Consider the following 17,950-nt stretch of genomic DNA (forward strand, 5'->3'; position numbering starts at 1 on the left):
CTTTTACCCTTTAAATACCCGATTCGAAATCTTCTTCCTCTTCCTCTGCATCCGTTGAAAACAATTCTTTACCATTTACGACTCCGCCCTGAGCCGCCACTACTGATTTATTAACAACCTCATCAAAGCTATGAGCCATTCTAGCAAAGACTGCTTCCATTAACATAGCTAAGTTCAAACCCGAGAGAACATTCATTGTTTTGGCTGGATTTTCTCCCATTATGGTAGAAGAAACCTTGAATGGCGATCCTCCCAAGAGATCACTTAGGATTAAAACTTCTTCTTCATTTGAAATTGCAAGTAAGATTTTTTGCTTGAGTTCATCTGCTGACATTCCTTCCACAAAGTCAATCGCCTCCACATTTTCTTGATTGCCTGCAATCAATTGTAAAGAACTATAAATCCCTGTGGCAAAATGTCCATGCCCTACAAGTACAATTTTCATCTTTTCTCCTTTCTTTTTTGAGTTTACCGGTTTACTCTATATTTTACATTGTAGACCTTTATTTTTATCTTGTCAATAGTTTTTTCAAAAAAAATATTAGCGCTTTCATTGCTTATTTAACCATTACAATAGACAGAAACTTCAAAATCTTCCGTTTTTTTAGGAAAACAAAGATTTTCAGAAATAAAAATATTTAATTATTGACAAAACCGGTTTACTAGAATATAATTTGGTTATAGAGAAGTCTTAACAAATTTGAAAGGAAGTATCAAATGACAAATACATCATTCTCAATTGAGCAGTTTTCTTTAAAAGGAAAAATTGCTCTCATCACCGGCGCTTCTTATGGAATTGGATTTGCTATTGCCAAATCCTACGCTGAGGTCGGCGCTACTATTGTCTTTAATGATATCAATCAAGACCTGGTCAATAAAGGGATTGAAGCTTATCGTGAAGTTGGCATCGAAGCCCATGGGTATGTCTGTGACGTGACAGACGAGGACGGTATCCAAGCCATGGTCAAGCAAATCGAACAAGAGGTTGGTGTCATTGACATCCTCGTTAATAACGCTGGTATTATCCGCCGCGTTCCAATGTGCGAAATGAGCGCCGCTGATTTCCGTAAGGTCATCGATATTGACTTAAACGCACCATTTATCGTTTCAAAAGCAGTCATTCCTTCTATGATAAAGAAAGGGCATGGAAAGATTATCAATATTTGCTCGATGATGAGCGAACTGGGACGTGAAACGGTTAGCGCTTATGCTGCCGCTAAAGGCGGCTTGAAAATGTTGACCCGCAACATTGCGTCTGAATACGGTGGAGCCAATATCCAATGTAACGGAATCGGACCGGGTTATATTGCCACTCCTCAAACAGCACCTCTTCGTGAGTTGCAAGAAGATGGTTCTCGTCATCCATTCGACCAGTTCATCATTTCAAAAACACCTGCTGCACGTTGGGGAAATCCTGAAGATTTAATGGGCCCTGCTGTCTTTCTCGCTAGTGACGCTAGCGACTTTGTCAATGGCCACATCCTATATGTAGATGGCGGTATCTTAGCCTACATCGGAAAACAACCTGAGTAAAAATAGAAAGAGGATCTTATGAAAATCGCATTAATCAATGAAAATAGTCAAGCTAGTAAGAATCACATTATTTATGATAGTCTAAAAGAAGCGACAAATAAAAAAGGCTACCAATTATTTAACTATGGTATGCGTGGAGAAGAAGGTGAAACCCCATTAACATACGTACAAAACGGCCTAATGGCTGCCATCCTTTTAAATACAAAAGCAGTCGACTTTGTTGTTACCGGCTGTGGTACGGGTGTAGGAGCTATGCTTGCTTTAAACAGCTTCCCTGGTGTTGTCTGTGGTCTAGCAGTGGACCCAACTGACGCTTACCTTTATTCTCAAATCAATGGTGGTAACGCCTTGTCTATCCCTTATGCCAAAGGATTTGGCTGGGGGGCAGAACTGACCCTCAAATTAATGTTTGAACGCTTATTTGCTGAAGAAATGGGCGGTGGCTACCCAAGAGAACGTGTAGTCCCTGAACAACGCAACGCTCGTATCTTAAACGAGGTGAAACAAATCACCCACAATAATTTGATGACCATCCTTAAAACAATCGACCAAGACTTTCTCAAAGACACCATCTCTGGCAAATACTTCCAAGAATACTTCTTTGAAAACTGCCAAGATGATGAAGTCGCTGCTTATTTGAAAGAAGTATCAGCCAAGTAAAGCTATTCTAAACCAGAAAGGAACTAATGGATGACGAAAATATTACTGTTTGGCGAACCATTAATTCGAATCTCACCATTAGATGCCACCAGTATCGGCGATCATGTTGCCAGTTCGACTTATTTTGGCGGATCAGAAATTAACATCGCTTGTAATTTGCAAGCCCTGGGTATCTCAACGAAAGTCTTTACCGCACTCCCTGCCAACGAGATTGGAGATCGTTTTCTCACATTCTTGAAACAGCACCAAATCGATACCAGTTCAATCTGTCGGCTTGGCGATCGAATCGGCCTCTACTTTTTGGAGAACGGCTTTGGTTGTCGTCAAAGTGAAGTTTTCTACGATCGTAAGCATACGAGTATCAGCCAGATTCGGCCAAACATGCTAGATATGGATTCTCTCTTTCAGGGGATTGGCCATTTTCATTTTAGTGGAATCACTGTAGCTATCGGTCAAGAGATTCGTACGCTCCTTCTCCTACTCTTGGAAGAAGCCAAGCGCCGAGGGATTATCGTTTCAATGGATCTCAATCTGAGAACAAAGATGATTTCAGTCCTAGAAGCCAAGTATGAATTTTCTAAGTTTGCACGTTTCGCTGACTATTGCTTTGGTATTGATCCTCTCATGATTGATGACCAAAATCTAGAGATGTTCCCAAGAGACAGAGCCAGCCTAAAAGAGGTGGAAAATCGCATGCGACAATTAAAAGAAGCCTATGGTTTCAAGGCCATTTTCCATACCCTCCGCTCTAGTGATGAACAAGACAAAAATGTCTATCAGGCCTATGCTCTGGGAGAACGATTTGAAGAGTCTGTCCAACTAAAAACTGCAGTCTATCAACGAGTTGGTAGCGGGGATGCCTTTATATCTGGTGCCCTTTATCAACTACTCCATCATTCCTCCTTAAAAACTACCATTGACTTTGCAGTTGCGAGCGCAACTCTCAAATGTACTCTTCCAGGAGACCATCTCTCCACTTCCGAAACTAGTATTGAAAAATTACTGGCAAATGCACAAGATATCATTCGTTAGGAGAATTACATGACCAAATCAGATACGATTATTGAACTAAAAAAACAAAAAATTGTCGCTGTTATTCGAGGAAATACAAAGGAAGAAGGACTGCAAGCCTCAATTGCTTGTATCAAGGGAGGTATCAAAGCTATTGAAATCGCCTATACCAATCAGTATGCAGGGCAAATCATCAAGGAACTTGTAGACTTGTATCAGGACGATCAAAGTGTTTGTATCGGTGCAGGTACTGTGATTGATGCCGTAACTGCTAGAGATGCTATTCTAGCCGGAGCAAATTACGTTGTTTCTCCATCTTTCTATGCTGAAACTGCAAAAATGTGCAATCTCTACAGCACACCGTACATTCCAGGCTGTATTACTCTCACAGAGATAACGACTGCACTTGAAGCTGGTAGTGAAATCATTAAACTCTTCCCAGGTAGTGCTCTCAGTCCAGCATATATCTCTGCAGTCAAGGCACCGATCCCACAAGTTTCCGTAATGGTAACCGGAGGAGTCGGCCTAAACAACATTCCTCAATGGTTCGCTGCTGGTGCAGACGCCGTTGGAATTGGTGGCGAACTCAATAAACTCGCTTCCCAAGGCGACTTTGACCGCATTAGCGAGATTGCCCAACAGTATGTTACACTCAGATAAAATGAAGTGAAAAAAATCCGAAGATGTTTGACCTTCTTCGGATTTTTTCTATTTTCCACAGTTTCATGTGATTCATCTTAGATGATGAACAAATCAGTTATTCTTTCCTCTACGGAATAGATAAGCCGCCCCAAGTAGCAAGAGCCCTAGACTTGCCAAGATTGACTGACCTTCTCCTGTCTGAGGGAGATTCTTTTGATCCGAATGGTTCTTTTCTTCTTCAGATTTTTCCTTTTCTTTTGAATCCTGAGTTTGTGGTTGAGCTACTTGTTCTAACTTTTTAAAGACTTCCTGATCTGGAGCTGATTCCTGGGTTTCAGGATTGTAGTAGGCAACCTTATAGTCATACCCTTCTTTTCGAATGGTATAGACCCCACGTTTCAAGACTTGGAATTGGTTGGAAATAGTAGAAACAGAATCATCATATTTCACAATGCCCCAAACTCCTTGTTTGGCATCATAAACAGACTGAAGGGTCTCATTGTTATCGATGAGACTACTTTCTAACTCTTTTACCATTTGATTGAAGATGGCACAATCCACGTTAGGGATGAGCATATAGTCATAAGAATCCCCATTTTACTTATGAGCCTGACTAATCGTAAGAAATTCATTTTCAACTTCCTTGTCTGACTGTCCTTCATTGATATCCTTCCAAGATCCCTTTTGGACAGTCTTACTCATACTGATTGAACTCTTCTTAAAGAAAAAGTAACCAATATTCTTTTTCGAATCGGACGATTCTAAGAAGACACTTTGGGTTTCAGGATAATCCTTTTCTTGTTCCGTGAGGGAGGCTTCTTTATCATTGACATAGACTTTATATGGAACACTTGATTCCAGTTTTCTCTGGTCAATTGTAGTTGCAGCAGTATCTGTTGAAGTGTTTTGGATATTGCTTCCTAAAAAGGCGATCTTATCCTTCAGTATAAACCAGCTCTTATGAGCAGTCAGTGTTTGATTCCAGTTAGTGAAATCCATGGTTGCTGTCACATTGGCCTCATCTAGTTTGCTCGTTCCAACGAAAGCAGACGGTAGAACTTTACCTGTATCACTATCCGATCTCTTAGCATCTGTTTCTGTCGTACCAGGCATCTTATATGGATTAACTGTTGGCCAATAGCCATCGCTATAGTGACTCAAATCGCCATTGTAAAGATAGAACATCCCATCACTCGTATACCAACCACGTTTGTTTTCCTTGTTCATGTGTTCGTAATTCAAGGTACGACTGGAAAAGAGTGACAAGCCAAATCCAAACCCTTTCTCTGCATTGTACATGGCTGTTTTACCCATCTTATTAAAGGCAGATAGGTAACTGATTCTTGGAACACTTGCGACTCCAGCATCGTTTAACAAAGATTGCATCAAACTGATATCCTTATAAGTCTTCAAATTCTTAAAGACATCATAATAACTATCCGATTGAACAATGGTCTTCACAAGACTCTGCAAACGTTGTTTGGTTTCTCCTTCAGACATATCCGCTATCCGGTGAATCCCTCTTAGCACTTCTACTACGGCCACGTGCCCCTCGCAATTTGCACGACTGATCGAGCGTCCACGACTCATATCCATCAACTCTCCATTCACCAGCAAAGGGGCAAACGATTTATCAATCCAGTGGTACATAGTTTGCATTTTATCTTTATTGATTGGGCTCTTGGTCTTTTGAATGACTGGCAACAGTTGAGACAGGCCAGCAATCAAGAGATCCCCATAAGCACCTGTATAGGCAACATTGGTGTGGTCAATATAGAATCCATCTTGATAAAAACCTTCACCTTGGTCTACCAACTTGAACACTTGCTCAATCGAACGAATGGTAGAAGAAATTTCTTGGTCATCCTTGCGCAGTAAACCAGCTATTACTTTTACCCTTCCCATATCCACTAAGTTTCCACCTAGGGACTTAAATGGGTTATCAGTCGTCTTTCGGAAATATTCGGGATCTGGCGCAAATTTTTCAATCACATCTCTATACTTTTTAATTTCCTCATCAGAGAAGTATTCTTTCATCAGAGACAAGGTATTGTTGATGGCACGAGGTATACTGATTTCATAATCCCGCCAACTCCCAACAATGCTTTTTTCACTATTGTAGACATGTTTATGCATCCATTCCATGGAATCCCTAACTGTTCGAATAACGGTTTCATCCTGATAATAACGAAAAGAAGGATTGGTCACTTGCTTGGTCATCTCCTCCAATTTCCGATAAGTGGCAGTTAGATTCGCAGACGTTTTATAATTTGAAAATTTTTCCCACAAATAGGTGCGGCCCGCCTGACTTGAAATACTGGATAGGCTATCAGCCACCTTTCCTTCCAGTTCCTGGTTTAATTTGGCCATCTGTTCATTTTTAGAATCATAGTATTTATTCCCAGCGATGATACCATTCCAGTCATCCAAACGGGCTGTGTATGCATCCTTAACAGAGGCTAGAATCTTCAAAGGAATCTTTTTCACCTCCTTGCCATTTTTACTGACAATGACATTGATTGTCCCTTCCTTAAGAGGTTCTAAAATTCCATTTTTGACTGAAGCAAAATCAGGATTTTCTACCTTATAAGTATAGTCTGCAAGAGCAAAGACATGTTTTTTCCCAATTGGTAAATCAATCTTTTCCTCGAGCTGTTTATCTGTTTGAGAATCCTCAGAAGGCTGGTCTGCTACCTCTACCAGCTCAATATCCTTAAAAGAAATAGTCCCAGTTCCCGTTTCATAGAATAACTCCAGCTTGATTTTATCAACATCTAAAGTCGGGCTATAGTCTGCTTCAATGGTCTTCCAGTCCTTTGTTCCTGACGTCGTTCCAAAATTCCACAATTGCTTGTCCTTACCACTTTCCTAAATGATACGAACCTTAGCAATCCCGACTTTATTATCTGTTTTAATCTTGAAACGCAGTTTATACTTTTTCTTAGCTTCAATAGGAACCATACGGTGAACCACTGCCCTTAATTTCTCATGGCTTGAGATAGTGATAGCCCCATCCTTAGCCTCAATAACTCGAGTTGAGGTATCTGCAGAACTATTCTTCTGGTCTGCCCAAGCTGACCACCCCTGAGCTTTGCTTCCTGTCCACGGACTGCTTCCGTCCTCCGTCTGACCAAAATCACCATTTTCAACTAAATTTTTGTATCCCTTTGCTGATACTGAACTTCTGGCTTTTCTGAATGGTATTCGTAGTCGTTTCTTTCGCTCCAACTGTCAGATAATGATGTAATAAAAATCCTGATAAAACAAGTGAAGACAAACTCACAATGAGTTTCTTTGTTTTTGTTTGCATGTATACACTCCAATAAATCAATAGGAACTAAATCTCAAATTAGAGATTTATAGCAACTAAGTAACCCGGCTTAATTAAACCACACCATTTTTTTAAGCTGTTCGTAAACGGTTTCTATTGTATCAAGGACCTATTTTTCAACAACATCTTCCATCCGACTCGACGAAAAAAGTAAAAACTGTTACAATGTAGAAAAAGAAAAGAGGCCCTCATGACTTCACTTTATGATTTTTCCGTTTTAGGCCAAAACAACCAATCAACTCCCTTGGAAAGCTATCGTGGTAAGATTCTCTTGGTTGTCAACACTGCTACTGGATGTGGTTTAACGCCCCAGTACCAAGAACTTCAAGAACTCTATGATCACTATCAAGAACAAGGTTTTGAGATTTTAGACTTCCCTTGCAATCAGTTTATGGGACAAGCACCAGGTAGCGCAGAGGAAATCAACACCTTCTGTAGCCTACATTATCAGACCACCTTCCCACGTTTTGCCAAAATCAAGGTCAACGGTAAGGAGGCAGATCCTCTCTATGTCTGGTTAAAAGACCAGAAATCTGGCCCACTGGGAAAACGAATTGAATGGAATTTCGCTAAGTTTCTCATTGGTCGTGATGGAACAGGTCGTTGAACGCTTCTCTTCCAAAACAGACCCCAAACAAATTGAAGAGGCCATACGAACCCTACTATAATTTCACAATCTCACTATGATTAGGTTTCCTTTAGCCTAATGAATAGTGGGATTTTTTGATGGGCTTTGACTTAAATAGAAAAACACCCCATGATATGAAACATGAAGTGTTGTAAAGTCTATGTTGTAGGTGCTTATTTCACATTTTCAATGTGACCAATGATAACAAATACCATACCGAAGCTTCATATACACTAAACAAATGACTTTCTAATTATCTCAATTAGTTTTCGCTAGTAAATATCATTTCCAACAAACGCCCTCTCAATTCCTTATCCTGATGATGCAAGATATTCATTAACTCATGAGAATTTTTCGCATTGATGAATTGATTTAACAATCTATCTTTTAATTCATATGGAAGAGAAGCTGTCTTTAGTAGTCTAAAAACTTCATCATTCAGAGATGGTATTTTATTATCTTTACATTCAAATCTAGCTGTATCATTCTTATTTGGCAATTCAATTATAGACACATTCGTTCCTTTAAAATGAATTCTATGTTTTCTATTGCTTGGAACGATACTAGAATCTCCTTGTAATGCTAACTCTAGCATTCCCATTTCCCAATCGATTGATAATCTTGTTTTATATCTTTGACCATTTTGATCTTCAATCATTTCAAAAGAATGTTGTTTGCCTGGGAATACATACCAATCTACAATTTCAGGTAAATCAACACCCATATCTATCTCGGAACCAACCAAAGGAATGATTGCACCACTTTTTGCAAACACAGGTATAGTCGAAATGTCTCTATAAACACTTAACTTCACACCACCTGTATATTTTTTCTCTGAAAAGAAGTCATACCATTCACCTTCAGGGAACCATACATCCACTTTTGCAGATTGGAATGCCAAATCCATCTTTTCTACAATGGGAGCCACCATCAGTTCTGTTCCAAAAAAGTATTGGTTTGGAACATTATAGCTCTCATCATTCTCTGGGTAGAAATAATACATTGGGCTGATTAATGGGGCACCTTCTTCATGTGTCTTTACATTCATGGTATATAGATATGGAATCATCTGATGTCTCAAACGAAGGTATTTCTTCATAATCTTAGATGTTGTTTCTGAAAAAAACCAAGGTTCTTTACTATTAAAAGGACTTCTAGAACTATGTAATCGAGTAATCGGACTAAAAACGCCAAACTGTAGCCATCTAGTTTGTAGCTCCTCGTCATAATCCCCCAGCATGTGTCCACCGATATCATGACTCCACCAACTATAACCGATGTTAGATGCTGTCGCTGTAAAATAAGGTTGAAATCTTAACGAATTCCAACTAATAATGGTATCTCCTGAAAAACCAACAGGGTATCGGTGACTACCCGGACCTGCATATCTTGATAAAATCAAGCCACCTTCTGCATTTTTACAACTATCCTGATAGTGATAATGGTTTAAAAGCCATAGTGGATCCAACATGCCTTGTGTCCCTTGTTGCCAGTCAATCCACCAAAAATCTACTCCCTGCTTTTCTAGCTCATAATGAACATATTTAAAGTAGGATTCCCTAAAAGAGGGATTAAAAAAATCAAAAATGGCAGGTTCTTCTAATTCTACATTTAACCCTAATCGTTTGGCAACTCGAGGATAAGCTTCTTCATAAGCCCGTATACCATCAGCAGGATGGACATTTAAAGAGAGTTTTAACTTTCTATCATGAAGTTGTTGCAATAACTGTTCTGGATTAGGTATTAAGTTTTTATTCCAACTATATCCTGTCCAGCCACTTCCAAAACGGGCTGGAATTTCAGTTATATGCCAATCCATATCTAACACACCGATAGATAATGGAATTTTCTCTGTTTCAAATCTATCTATTAAATCCAAGTATTCATCTGACGTATAAGGCCAATACCTACTCCACCAATTGCCTAAAGCATATCTTGGCAACAAGGGTGTTGAACCAGTCAAATGGTAAAAGTCTCTGATTGCTCCTCTATAATCATGCCCATAGGCAAAGAAATACAGGTCAATTTGATTTTCTCTCTCAATATAACCAGACTGTTCATCCCAAATAAATCCTTGAGAATCATCCAATAAGGCTATACCATTTCGGCTAATAATTCCATCTTCTAACGAAATTGCTCCATCTGCCTTATCCAAAGTCCGAGCTGTTCCTTTTAACGTTTCAATAGATTCACCAAAATACCAGCGACTACCATATACGGCAAAATTTCCTTTTAATTCTATAAATAAATTTTCGGCGTTAAATTCTCCTTTATTAAAGTGCAAATGAAAATAGTCCGTCATAATATCTAGTACGTTTGATGTCTCGATATAATCTAACGAAACTTGGCCAAAATCTCTATTATAGATAAGTTGTGTCGTTCTATCCTCAAAACTTCCAGTTTGAGAGTATTCTAACCTTACTAACTTGTCTGTTAATACAGAGATTCGATAAAACTCTCCCTTAAAAATTTTCAATTTGGTTTCCTCCTTTTAGTAAATTTCTTTACCTTATCAAACATTTTATTTGTTATCGTTACATTCATCAATCCGCAAAAAGCAAAGCCCCCAAATGTAAATACGTAAATAGCTGTTAAAACTCGTTCTGGACTACTAAAACTCATATACAGTACAGAAATATTAAATAAAACCAACATGATAGCTTGTATTGGATTTAAAAGACAAATTAATACGCTATTTACAATACTATTTTTTAGATTATCTTTAAATAGACCAATATAGGGAAAAATAACACTCATCAAAAGTATTATAACAAATAAAAAGGGCAACACTAACAATAAACTATACTCTGAAAATAAACTTGAATAGCCCCAAAGACAATAGTTCACATATAAAAGTAATTCTATTAGGAGGATAAACAACCAAATAAAAGTTGATTGTTTAAAATTTTGTCTAAAGATCCGAAAATAATGATAAGCAATATCGGTATCTTTACCTTTTAAAATACGATACCACATTGTCGTAAGAGAAGTTAATGATGCCCCAATTGTAACTATTGGAATACAACTAACAATAAATAGAGTATTTAAAATAATTAAATCTGTCAAAAAAGTTAAAATTCTAACCACTTTTCCATCTAATGAAAATAATTTTTGCATAATATATTCTCCATAAAATCAATCGTCTTAACTCTATATTTTAGAATGTCAGTTGCACAAAAATATTACCTAAATTATTTAAAAAACATTTCCAAATTTCTTTAAAAATTAGAATAAAGGAAGCGAGATAATTTGATGTTATCAGTCTCGCTTCCTGTAATTAGCTAGTCCCTTGTTTATACAACCAAGAGTTCATATAAAGTATTACTCTTTTACTTCTTTTTGGTAACGATTATATGCTTCCTGTTGAATCTTCATAAATTCGTCCAATCCCATATTCTTAAGAGTTTCTTTGTATGAGTCCCATTCTTTTTCTATGCCGCCTTCAACTACCCATTTAGATGCTTGTTGTTTGACATAAGATTCAATACTCACATAGATTGATGATAATTTGTTGAGTTCTTCTTGTGAATAAATCACATTAGGGTAAGCTGGCAACGCAAATTGTTTCAAATCTTGGTCCATCTTCAATTTCAATCCATCACCTTGTGTTTGATCGATTTCTACGCGACTATTGATATCATCGCTTACGTATTTAGGACCAAAATCTCGAAGTGAATTAATCCATGCCCATTCATCAGCTGATTTACCATCTTTAGGAGGTAACACTTTAAACTTATCACCATTCTTTTCAGTAGCTATTCCAAATGATCCATAGAAATTCTGAATACTTGCTTCATCTGTATATAATTTATCCAACCATTTCAATAATTTAGCAGGGTTTTTGCTCTTATTTGTAATCAAAATTTCATTGCGACCGTAGTTGTAATGATCTGGATCAGAAAAGACATATTGTTTTCCATCCATACCTTTTAAAGCAGGTAGAGCAATATACTCACTTGAATGTAATCCAAACGTTGCATCTGCTGTCCAACCACTAGAAACACCTACTCTAGATACTCCCTTATCCATACGTTTCGCAACACTCATAGAGGTATCTTCTGTAAAGATTTCCGGATCAATCAAACCTTTTTTATAAGCTTCATGCATTGCTGCAATCCCTTGTTTATAACTTTCCTCTGTACGAAGGTAGACTGGTTTTCCATCTTTTACAGACATTTCATATGTATTATCTGCACCTAAACGATTATTGAACGGAAGAATATATGAAAATGTTGGATCAAAGTTTCCTGCTCCGAATGGAATTTCATCAGAAGCGTCTCCATTTCCGTTCGCATCTTTATCCTTAAATTCTTGTAGTACTTTTACTAAATCATCATAAGTTTCTGGAACTTTTAATCCTAGATTATCTAGCCACTTTTTATTAATAAATAGCTGATTTGCTACAGTAGGGCGCATCGGTAATTTTTTAGGTAGGCTGTAGATATGACCATCTGGTGAAGTAATCATAGCTTTAATCTTAGGTTCTTTCTCCATAGCCTTAGTTAAATTAGGCATGTTTTCCTTGATTAAATCTTCCAATGGGATAAATAGAGATTGGTTCTGAGCAATTTCTGAATCTGTAAATGCATTTGAACCCAAAAATGCATCTGGTAAATCTCCGCTAGCAACCAAAACAGACTTCTTATCTGCCCAATCTGCGGCTACAAGTGTATCCCATTTAACATCGATACCTGCTTCCTTGGCAGAATCTGTTAGAAAACCTTTATGATAATCTTCTCCCCAGTCAGACCAACGAACAGTTGTGATTTTATAAGAATCTTCTCCAGACTTATCGTCCTTATTCGCATTATTGGAATTTGCACAGGCTGTTAAGCCAGCAAGTGTAACTGTTCCTAAGAACAAATATGTAAATGATTTATTTTTCATGATTTTCTCCTATTCTTTCAAGGCGCCAATCATTACGCCTTGATTAAAATATTTTTGAACAAAGGGATACAACAACATAATCGGAGCAGTTGAAATAACAATTGCTGCATATTTCATCATATCAGCTTTGATACGAAGATCTGATGCAACTTCTCCTGTTGCTTGCGATTGTAACATTTGATTACTAATTAGTAAACGTCGTAAAATTAATTGCAATGGTTGTAAATTTTCATTCGTTAAATAAATTAAAGCATTAAACCACGAATTCCAAATACCAACTGCAGTCCAAAGTCCAATAACTGCTATAATAGCTTTTGATAAAGGAACGACTATCTTAATAAAATAACGAATTGTACCACATCCATCAATTTGCGCAGCCTCCCACATCCCGTCTGGAATACTATTATTAAAGAAAGTTCTAGCAACAATAATATTGTATGATGAAACTGCAAAAGGGATTACCATTACCCAAAATGTATCAATCAAGCCTACATTCTTTACTGTTAAGTAGGTAGGAATCAAGCCACCTGATACAAACATAGGGATTATGTATAGAATACTCATCCACTTTCTACCAACTAATTCTTTTCTAGATAAAGCATAACCAGCTGGAATATTGACTACTAAAGCAACTAAGGTACCAACAACAGTATATAAAATGGTATTTAGATAGCTACGTAAGAATAAAGGTTGTTGAATAAGACGTAAATATCCATCTAATTTCCATTCTCTAGGAATAAACCATACCTTTCCATTTGCAACATCTGAAGGATTACTAAAAGATGCAATCACTACAAACCATAACGGATAAACAATTAACAAGATAAGGAAAATTGCTAAACCATAGGTAACTATATCAAATAATAATTCAGAGTTTGTTTTTCTTGATTTATGAAACCATTTCACCTTGAGCACTCCTTCCTTTAAAAAAGACCCGTTCTAGTATATCTTTTCGAGAACCAGTTAACAGATAACAAAATTATTAGATTGACTACGGTGTTAAATAACCCTATAGCTGTCGAATAACTATACTGAAAGTTCACCATACCAACTTTATAAACATAGGTCGAAATTATCTCACTTCCTGCTAAATTAAGAGGATTCTGTAGTAGTAACACCTTCTCAAACCCTACACTTAATAAACTACCTGCTCTTAATATTAATAAAATCATAGCAGTCGGCAAAAGTAATGGTAATTCTATATGCCGAATTTTTTGTAACCTAGAGGCACCATCCATAGTTGCAGCCTCATAATATGTAGGATCAATTGCAGAAAGCGCTGCTAGATAAATAATACTATCCCAACCAATATGTTGCCATACATCACTCCAAACATAAACACCTGCAAAATGACTAGGTTTTGATAAAAAATCTGGAATAGTGATTCCAACAGACTTAAATACATTCGCTAACAAACCACTAGTAGGAGATAAAAATAAGATAATCATCCCACACATAACCATTGTAGAGATAAAATGGGGTAAGTAGGTTGTCACTTGAAATATTTTTCTAAATTTCCCAACTCTTAACTGATTACTAATGATAGCTAGTATAATAGGTAAGGGGAATCCTACTACAATACTATAAAGTGAAATTTTTAATGTATTGAACATAGTTGTCCCGAATTGGAATGATGAGAAAAATTGAGTAAAGTACTTAAATCCTACCCACTGACTAGCAAAGATACCATTGGCTGGTGAATAGTCTTTAAATGCAATAATTAGTCCCAACATGGGAATATAGGAAAATAAAATTAATAGCAATATTGAAGGAAAAAGTAATATATATAACGGAATACTATGCTTTAATTTTATTTTATGAAGTTGAGATGCTACTTTCATGTTTTTCCTCCCATCTGATTTTCTACGATTATTTTACACCATATAGAATTCCCTTAATAGAACTTTTTGGACTAGATTTATCAATTTTTCAGTTTATCATTTCTGAGAACTATTACTTTTCCGACATCTTGATAAAACATATCTGTTTTGTTACATGATATCATATTTTCAAAGTGCTATAATTTTAAGAGGAGAATAGTATATGAAATTAAATCACGACTTATCAAAAAAACATTCCATTCATTTTTTCTTTAAACTCCTACTTGTACTACTATTGATAAATATTTTAATCAATATTGCTATGAGTAACATAACCAGAAATTTTATTAAAAACCAAAATATAGTACACCTACGTAGTTCAATTGAAATTTATGCTGATTCTGTTAATGAGAAATTGCATTCTGTAGAACGCTTTATGTACTCAACAATAACGCATAATGAATCTTTAGAGAAATTAAATCATATACAAACGTTTCTTGAGTATCAAGAAAATCTTAAAAAAGTTCAAACTAGCTTTACAGAGTTTGAATATCAAAATGAAACTCATATGACATTCTTATTAGAAACCGATAGTACTGATTATTTTATAAATGTCTCCAATCTTTATATTCCATATGAAGATTATCTACTGTTAAAATCAAATCTAAAATCATTGCGTAGTGATATAAGTGACCGTAAATGGAAAAATGTAACTACTAAAAACAGCGAATACTTAGTTAAATCTGTTCATTACGAAGGAAAAATCATTTATGCCGTCATATCTTCAGAAGATATCCTAAAACCTCTAAGAAAACTCAATATTGGAAATAATGGTAAACTTTCCCTAAAAGAGCCTAATAATATCCCCTCCGAAAACTACCTGATTCATGCACAAAATGAAAAAACACATTTACCTTTCGATATTTATGTTTTAGTCGATTATGCTGAAGCCTTTAGAAACATTACACTCTTAGAAGTATTTTTATCAGCTGTTCCTATTATTATCACCATTTTATCAATCATCATTATCCTGTATATTCGTCAGTGGATGATTAAACCTATAACAAGACTCACTGAACGACTCTCTCAACTCGGAGACTCCATCCCCCCTTCTGAATTTTTTATATCTGAAGGTATACTAGAAATTGATAAGGCAAATGATAAACTTAATAAAGTAATATTTGACATGCAAGAATTAAAAATACGAGAATACCATTCACAACTAGAACTTAAGAAGATAGAACTTAATTATCTTAAGAACCAAATTCGTCCGCATTTCTACTTAAATATGTTATCAATGATTCATAGTATGCTTCAAACAAAAAACTATAAGGAAATTGAAGAGTTAACTATCCTAACTTCAAATTATCTCCGTCATTTATTTATGGCTAATCAAGATTTTTCAGAACTCAAAGATGAAGTTCAGCATATTAAAGATTATTTAGAAATACAACGAATTCGATATGGAAATAGCATCTACTTTTCACTAAACTACAATGATGACCTACAAAATACTCTTGTCCCATCATTACTGTTACAAACATTTATTGAAAACACAATCAAACACGGTTTTTCATTTCAGGATTTATTTACAATTTTGCTATCGATAAAAAAAGTAAAAACTGAGAACTCAGATTATATTCAGATTTGTATCGAGGATAATGGTCCAGGTTTCTCTGAAGAAATTTTATCAAAACTAAATCAGAAACAGTCTCTAATAACAGAAGATGGACATCATATCGGGATAACAAACACCATCGAACGTTTAAATCTTCTCTATCCCAACGACTATACTATTACATTTGAAAATAATGAAGAAGGTGGGGCTAAAATTCTTTTACTTATTCCATACAAGATTATAGACGGAGGTTATAATGAACATTTTATTAGTTGATGACGATCGCTTTATCATTGAAGCTTTACGAGAGAAAATAAATTGGGCTAAACTACACATTGACACTGTTTATGTTGCCTATAGCCTCACTCAAGCTCAAAATATTATTAGAGAGAATCCTATTGATCTCATGATAAGCGATATAGAAATGCCTCAAGGCAGCGGCCTCGAACTCTTATCGTGGATTAGAAATGAAAAATATGATATAAAAACAATTTTTTTAACCAATTACGCCGACTTCAACTATGCTCAAAAAGCAATTGAATTACAAAGCTTCGAATACTATCTAAAACCCATTAACTTTGAAAAATTAGAATTTATTATTCAAAAAGCCATTAGTAAAATTGAGAATCATAACTTAAACGGAAAAAATGATGCACTTTTACAAATAGAAGATAACTTCTGGTATGATTACCTTAGAAAACCTCAAATTTCTCGCATTGATGAGCTAGAAAATATAGCAAGCAAACAAGATTTTATTCTTCAAAAACACCAGTATTTTTTCCTTGCAGTTTTAACAATAAATCTTAATGAAGAAGATTATTCTGCAGAAACTCCATCATGGACTTCTCAACTAAAAAGAGAACTTCAAAGAATTTCACAACCTTCTTATAAGCTGATAAGTCTATTCAAAATGGAAAGCCAGGTTGATCAATATGTTTGTCTCTTTAGAGTAGACTCATCCAAACGTAGTGACAAATTGGCATATGAGATTCATTCTCAAATTTCTAATAACTTTAGTAAATACTCAAACATTATATATAAGAGTTGCCATAAAATATCCGATATTTTATTTCATACCAAAGAACTCTACACTTATAATGAACAGTATGTTTCTTATTGGAATACTATTACATGTGTTCCACATAGTTTCCCAACTTCTTTCAAAACAGAAACTCTTTCAATTACTTTTTTAGATAGCTTAAGCGAATATGAATTAAGAGAAAAAATTGATTCACTTGCTTACAATTCTCAAATTCCTACTTTCACACTACAACAAATTTTACTAGATTGGACTCAACAAATAGGAATATATCTAGATCAAAATGGAATTTCAGCTCATAAATTATTCCAAAACAGCACTCATGATTTCCTATTCCAACGACGCTTTCATTCAATTGAATCTTTTCAGGATTACTTTGATTATTACTGGTCACATGCTAAGAAATTTGCAACAAACATTGAAAATCAAAAAAATAGTATTCAACGCATCGTCGAATACATAGATCATCACTACTATGAAGATATAAATCGTTCTATATTAGCAGATATGGTTTATCTCAGCGCAGATCATTTAGCTAGAATTTTTAAAAAAGAAACTGGAGAAACTCTTGTTAAATATATAACGGATAAACGCATTAATGCTGCTAAATCTCTCCTATCTCAAACAAATATATCGATATCACAAGTATCTTGTCAAGTAGGGTATGATAATTATTCTTACTTTACTAAAATTTTTAAACAAAGGACTGGACTTTCTCCTGGAGATTACCGTAAAACTTATCAAAACAAAATGTAAGCAATCTAAATCATTGAAATGATAA

12 protein-coding genes and 2 pseudogenes are annotated in these 17,950 nt (G+C 35.7%); 7 read left to right on the forward strand and 7 right to left on the reverse strand.

The window, feature by feature from the left end; translation table 11 throughout:
- Positions 1-10 precede the first annotated feature (10 nt).
- Positions 11-445 carry a PTS sugar transporter subunit IIA gene (locus HT714_RS00685; protein WP_000706826.1) on the reverse strand — a complete coding sequence of 145 codons (435 nt, stop codon included), beginning with the start codon at positions 443-445 and terminating at the stop codon, positions 11-13.
- A 272-nt stretch (positions 446-717) separates the two neighbouring features.
- On the opposite strand from HT714_RS00685, the gene HT714_RS00690 reads away from it, so the two are divergent.
- From HT714_RS00690 to HT714_RS00705, 4 genes are read left to right on the forward strand one after another with little or no spacing between them, the layout of a single operon-like run.
- Complete coding sequence (locus HT714_RS00690) at positions 718-1,533, forward strand: gluconate 5-dehydrogenase (protein WP_050313396.1); 816 nt, start codon at positions 718-720, stop codon at positions 1,531-1,533.
- A gap of 18 nt (positions 1,534-1,551) precedes the next feature.
- Positions 1,552-2,193 (forward strand): RpiB/LacA/LacB family sugar-phosphate isomerase, encoded by a 642-nt coding sequence (locus tag HT714_RS00695; RefSeq protein ID WP_173226248.1) that lies wholly within the window; start codon positions 1,552-1,554, stop codon positions 2,191-2,193.
- 30 nt (positions 2,194-2,223) lie between these two features.
- Positions 2,224-3,225 (forward strand): sugar kinase, encoded by a 1,002-nt coding sequence (locus HT714_RS00700; protein ID WP_173226246.1) that lies wholly within the window; start codon positions 2,224-2,226, stop codon positions 3,223-3,225.
- Positions 3,226-3,234: 9 nt separating this feature from the next.
- A complete protein-coding gene (locus HT714_RS00705; protein ID WP_173226244.1) occupies positions 3,235-3,864 on the forward strand; it encodes a bifunctional 4-hydroxy-2-oxoglutarate aldolase/2-dehydro-3-deoxy-phosphogluconate aldolase in 630 nt (209 codons plus the stop codon).
- A gap of 93 nt (positions 3,865-3,957) precedes the next feature.
- On the opposite strand, the pseudogene HT714_RS00710 reads toward HT714_RS00705, so the two are convergent.
- Positions 3,958-7,156: pseudogene (locus HT714_RS00710) on the reverse strand (LPXTG-anchored hyaluronate lyase).
- Between the two features lie 211 nt (positions 7,157-7,367).
- Between HT714_RS00710 and HT714_RS00715 the strand changes: the two are divergent.
- Positions 7,368-7,845 (forward strand): annotated as a pseudogene (locus HT714_RS00715) (glutathione peroxidase).
- 222 nt (positions 7,846-8,067) lie between these two features.
- Here HT714_RS00715 and HT714_RS00720 read toward each other — a convergent pair.
- The 5 genes from HT714_RS00720 to HT714_RS00740 form a co-directional block, all read right to left on the reverse strand.
- Entirely contained in the window at positions 8,068-10,281 is a 2,214-nt protein-coding gene (locus tag HT714_RS00720; protein WP_173251336.1) for a TIM-barrel domain-containing protein, read from the reverse strand.
- Positions 10,278-10,922 (reverse strand): YesL family protein, encoded by a 645-nt coding sequence (locus HT714_RS00725; RefSeq protein WP_173251338.1) that lies wholly within the window; start codon positions 10,920-10,922, stop codon positions 10,278-10,280. The genes HT714_RS00720 and HT714_RS00725 overlap by 4 nt, the downstream gene beginning before the upstream one ends.
- A gap of 204 nt (positions 10,923-11,126) precedes the next feature.
- Positions 11,127-12,692, reverse strand: a complete 1,566-nt coding sequence (locus HT714_RS00730) for an extracellular solute-binding protein (protein WP_173251340.1) — start codon at positions 12,690-12,692, stop codon at positions 11,127-11,129.
- A 9-nt stretch (positions 12,693-12,701) separates the two neighbouring features.
- A complete protein-coding gene (locus HT714_RS00735) occupies positions 12,702-13,598 on the reverse strand; it encodes a carbohydrate ABC transporter permease (RefSeq protein WP_000870790.1) in 897 nt (298 codons plus the stop codon).
- A gap of 17 nt (positions 13,599-13,615) precedes the next feature.
- Positions 13,616-14,533 carry an ABC transporter permease subunit gene (locus HT714_RS00740; RefSeq protein WP_000861540.1) on the reverse strand — a complete coding sequence of 306 codons (918 nt, stop codon included), beginning with the start codon at positions 14,531-14,533 and terminating at the stop codon, positions 13,616-13,618.
- 202 nt (positions 14,534-14,735) lie between these two features.
- On the opposite strand from HT714_RS00740, the gene HT714_RS00745 reads away from it, so the two are divergent.
- Entirely contained in the window at positions 14,736-16,406 is a 1,671-nt protein-coding gene (locus tag HT714_RS00745) for a histidine kinase (RefSeq protein ID WP_173251342.1), read from the forward strand.
- Positions 16,387-17,925, forward strand: a complete 1,539-nt coding sequence (locus tag HT714_RS00750; protein WP_173226233.1) for a helix-turn-helix domain-containing protein — start codon at positions 16,387-16,389, stop codon at positions 17,923-17,925. Before HT714_RS00745 ends, HT714_RS00750 begins: the two co-directional genes overlap by 20 nt.
- The last annotated feature ends 25 nt before the right edge of the window (positions 17,926-17,950 follow it).

The sequence above is a fragment of the Streptococcus sp. 3705 genome, assembly GCF_013277145.1.
Taxonomy (GTDB): Bacteria; Bacillota; Bacilli; order Lactobacillales; family Streptococcaceae; genus Streptococcus.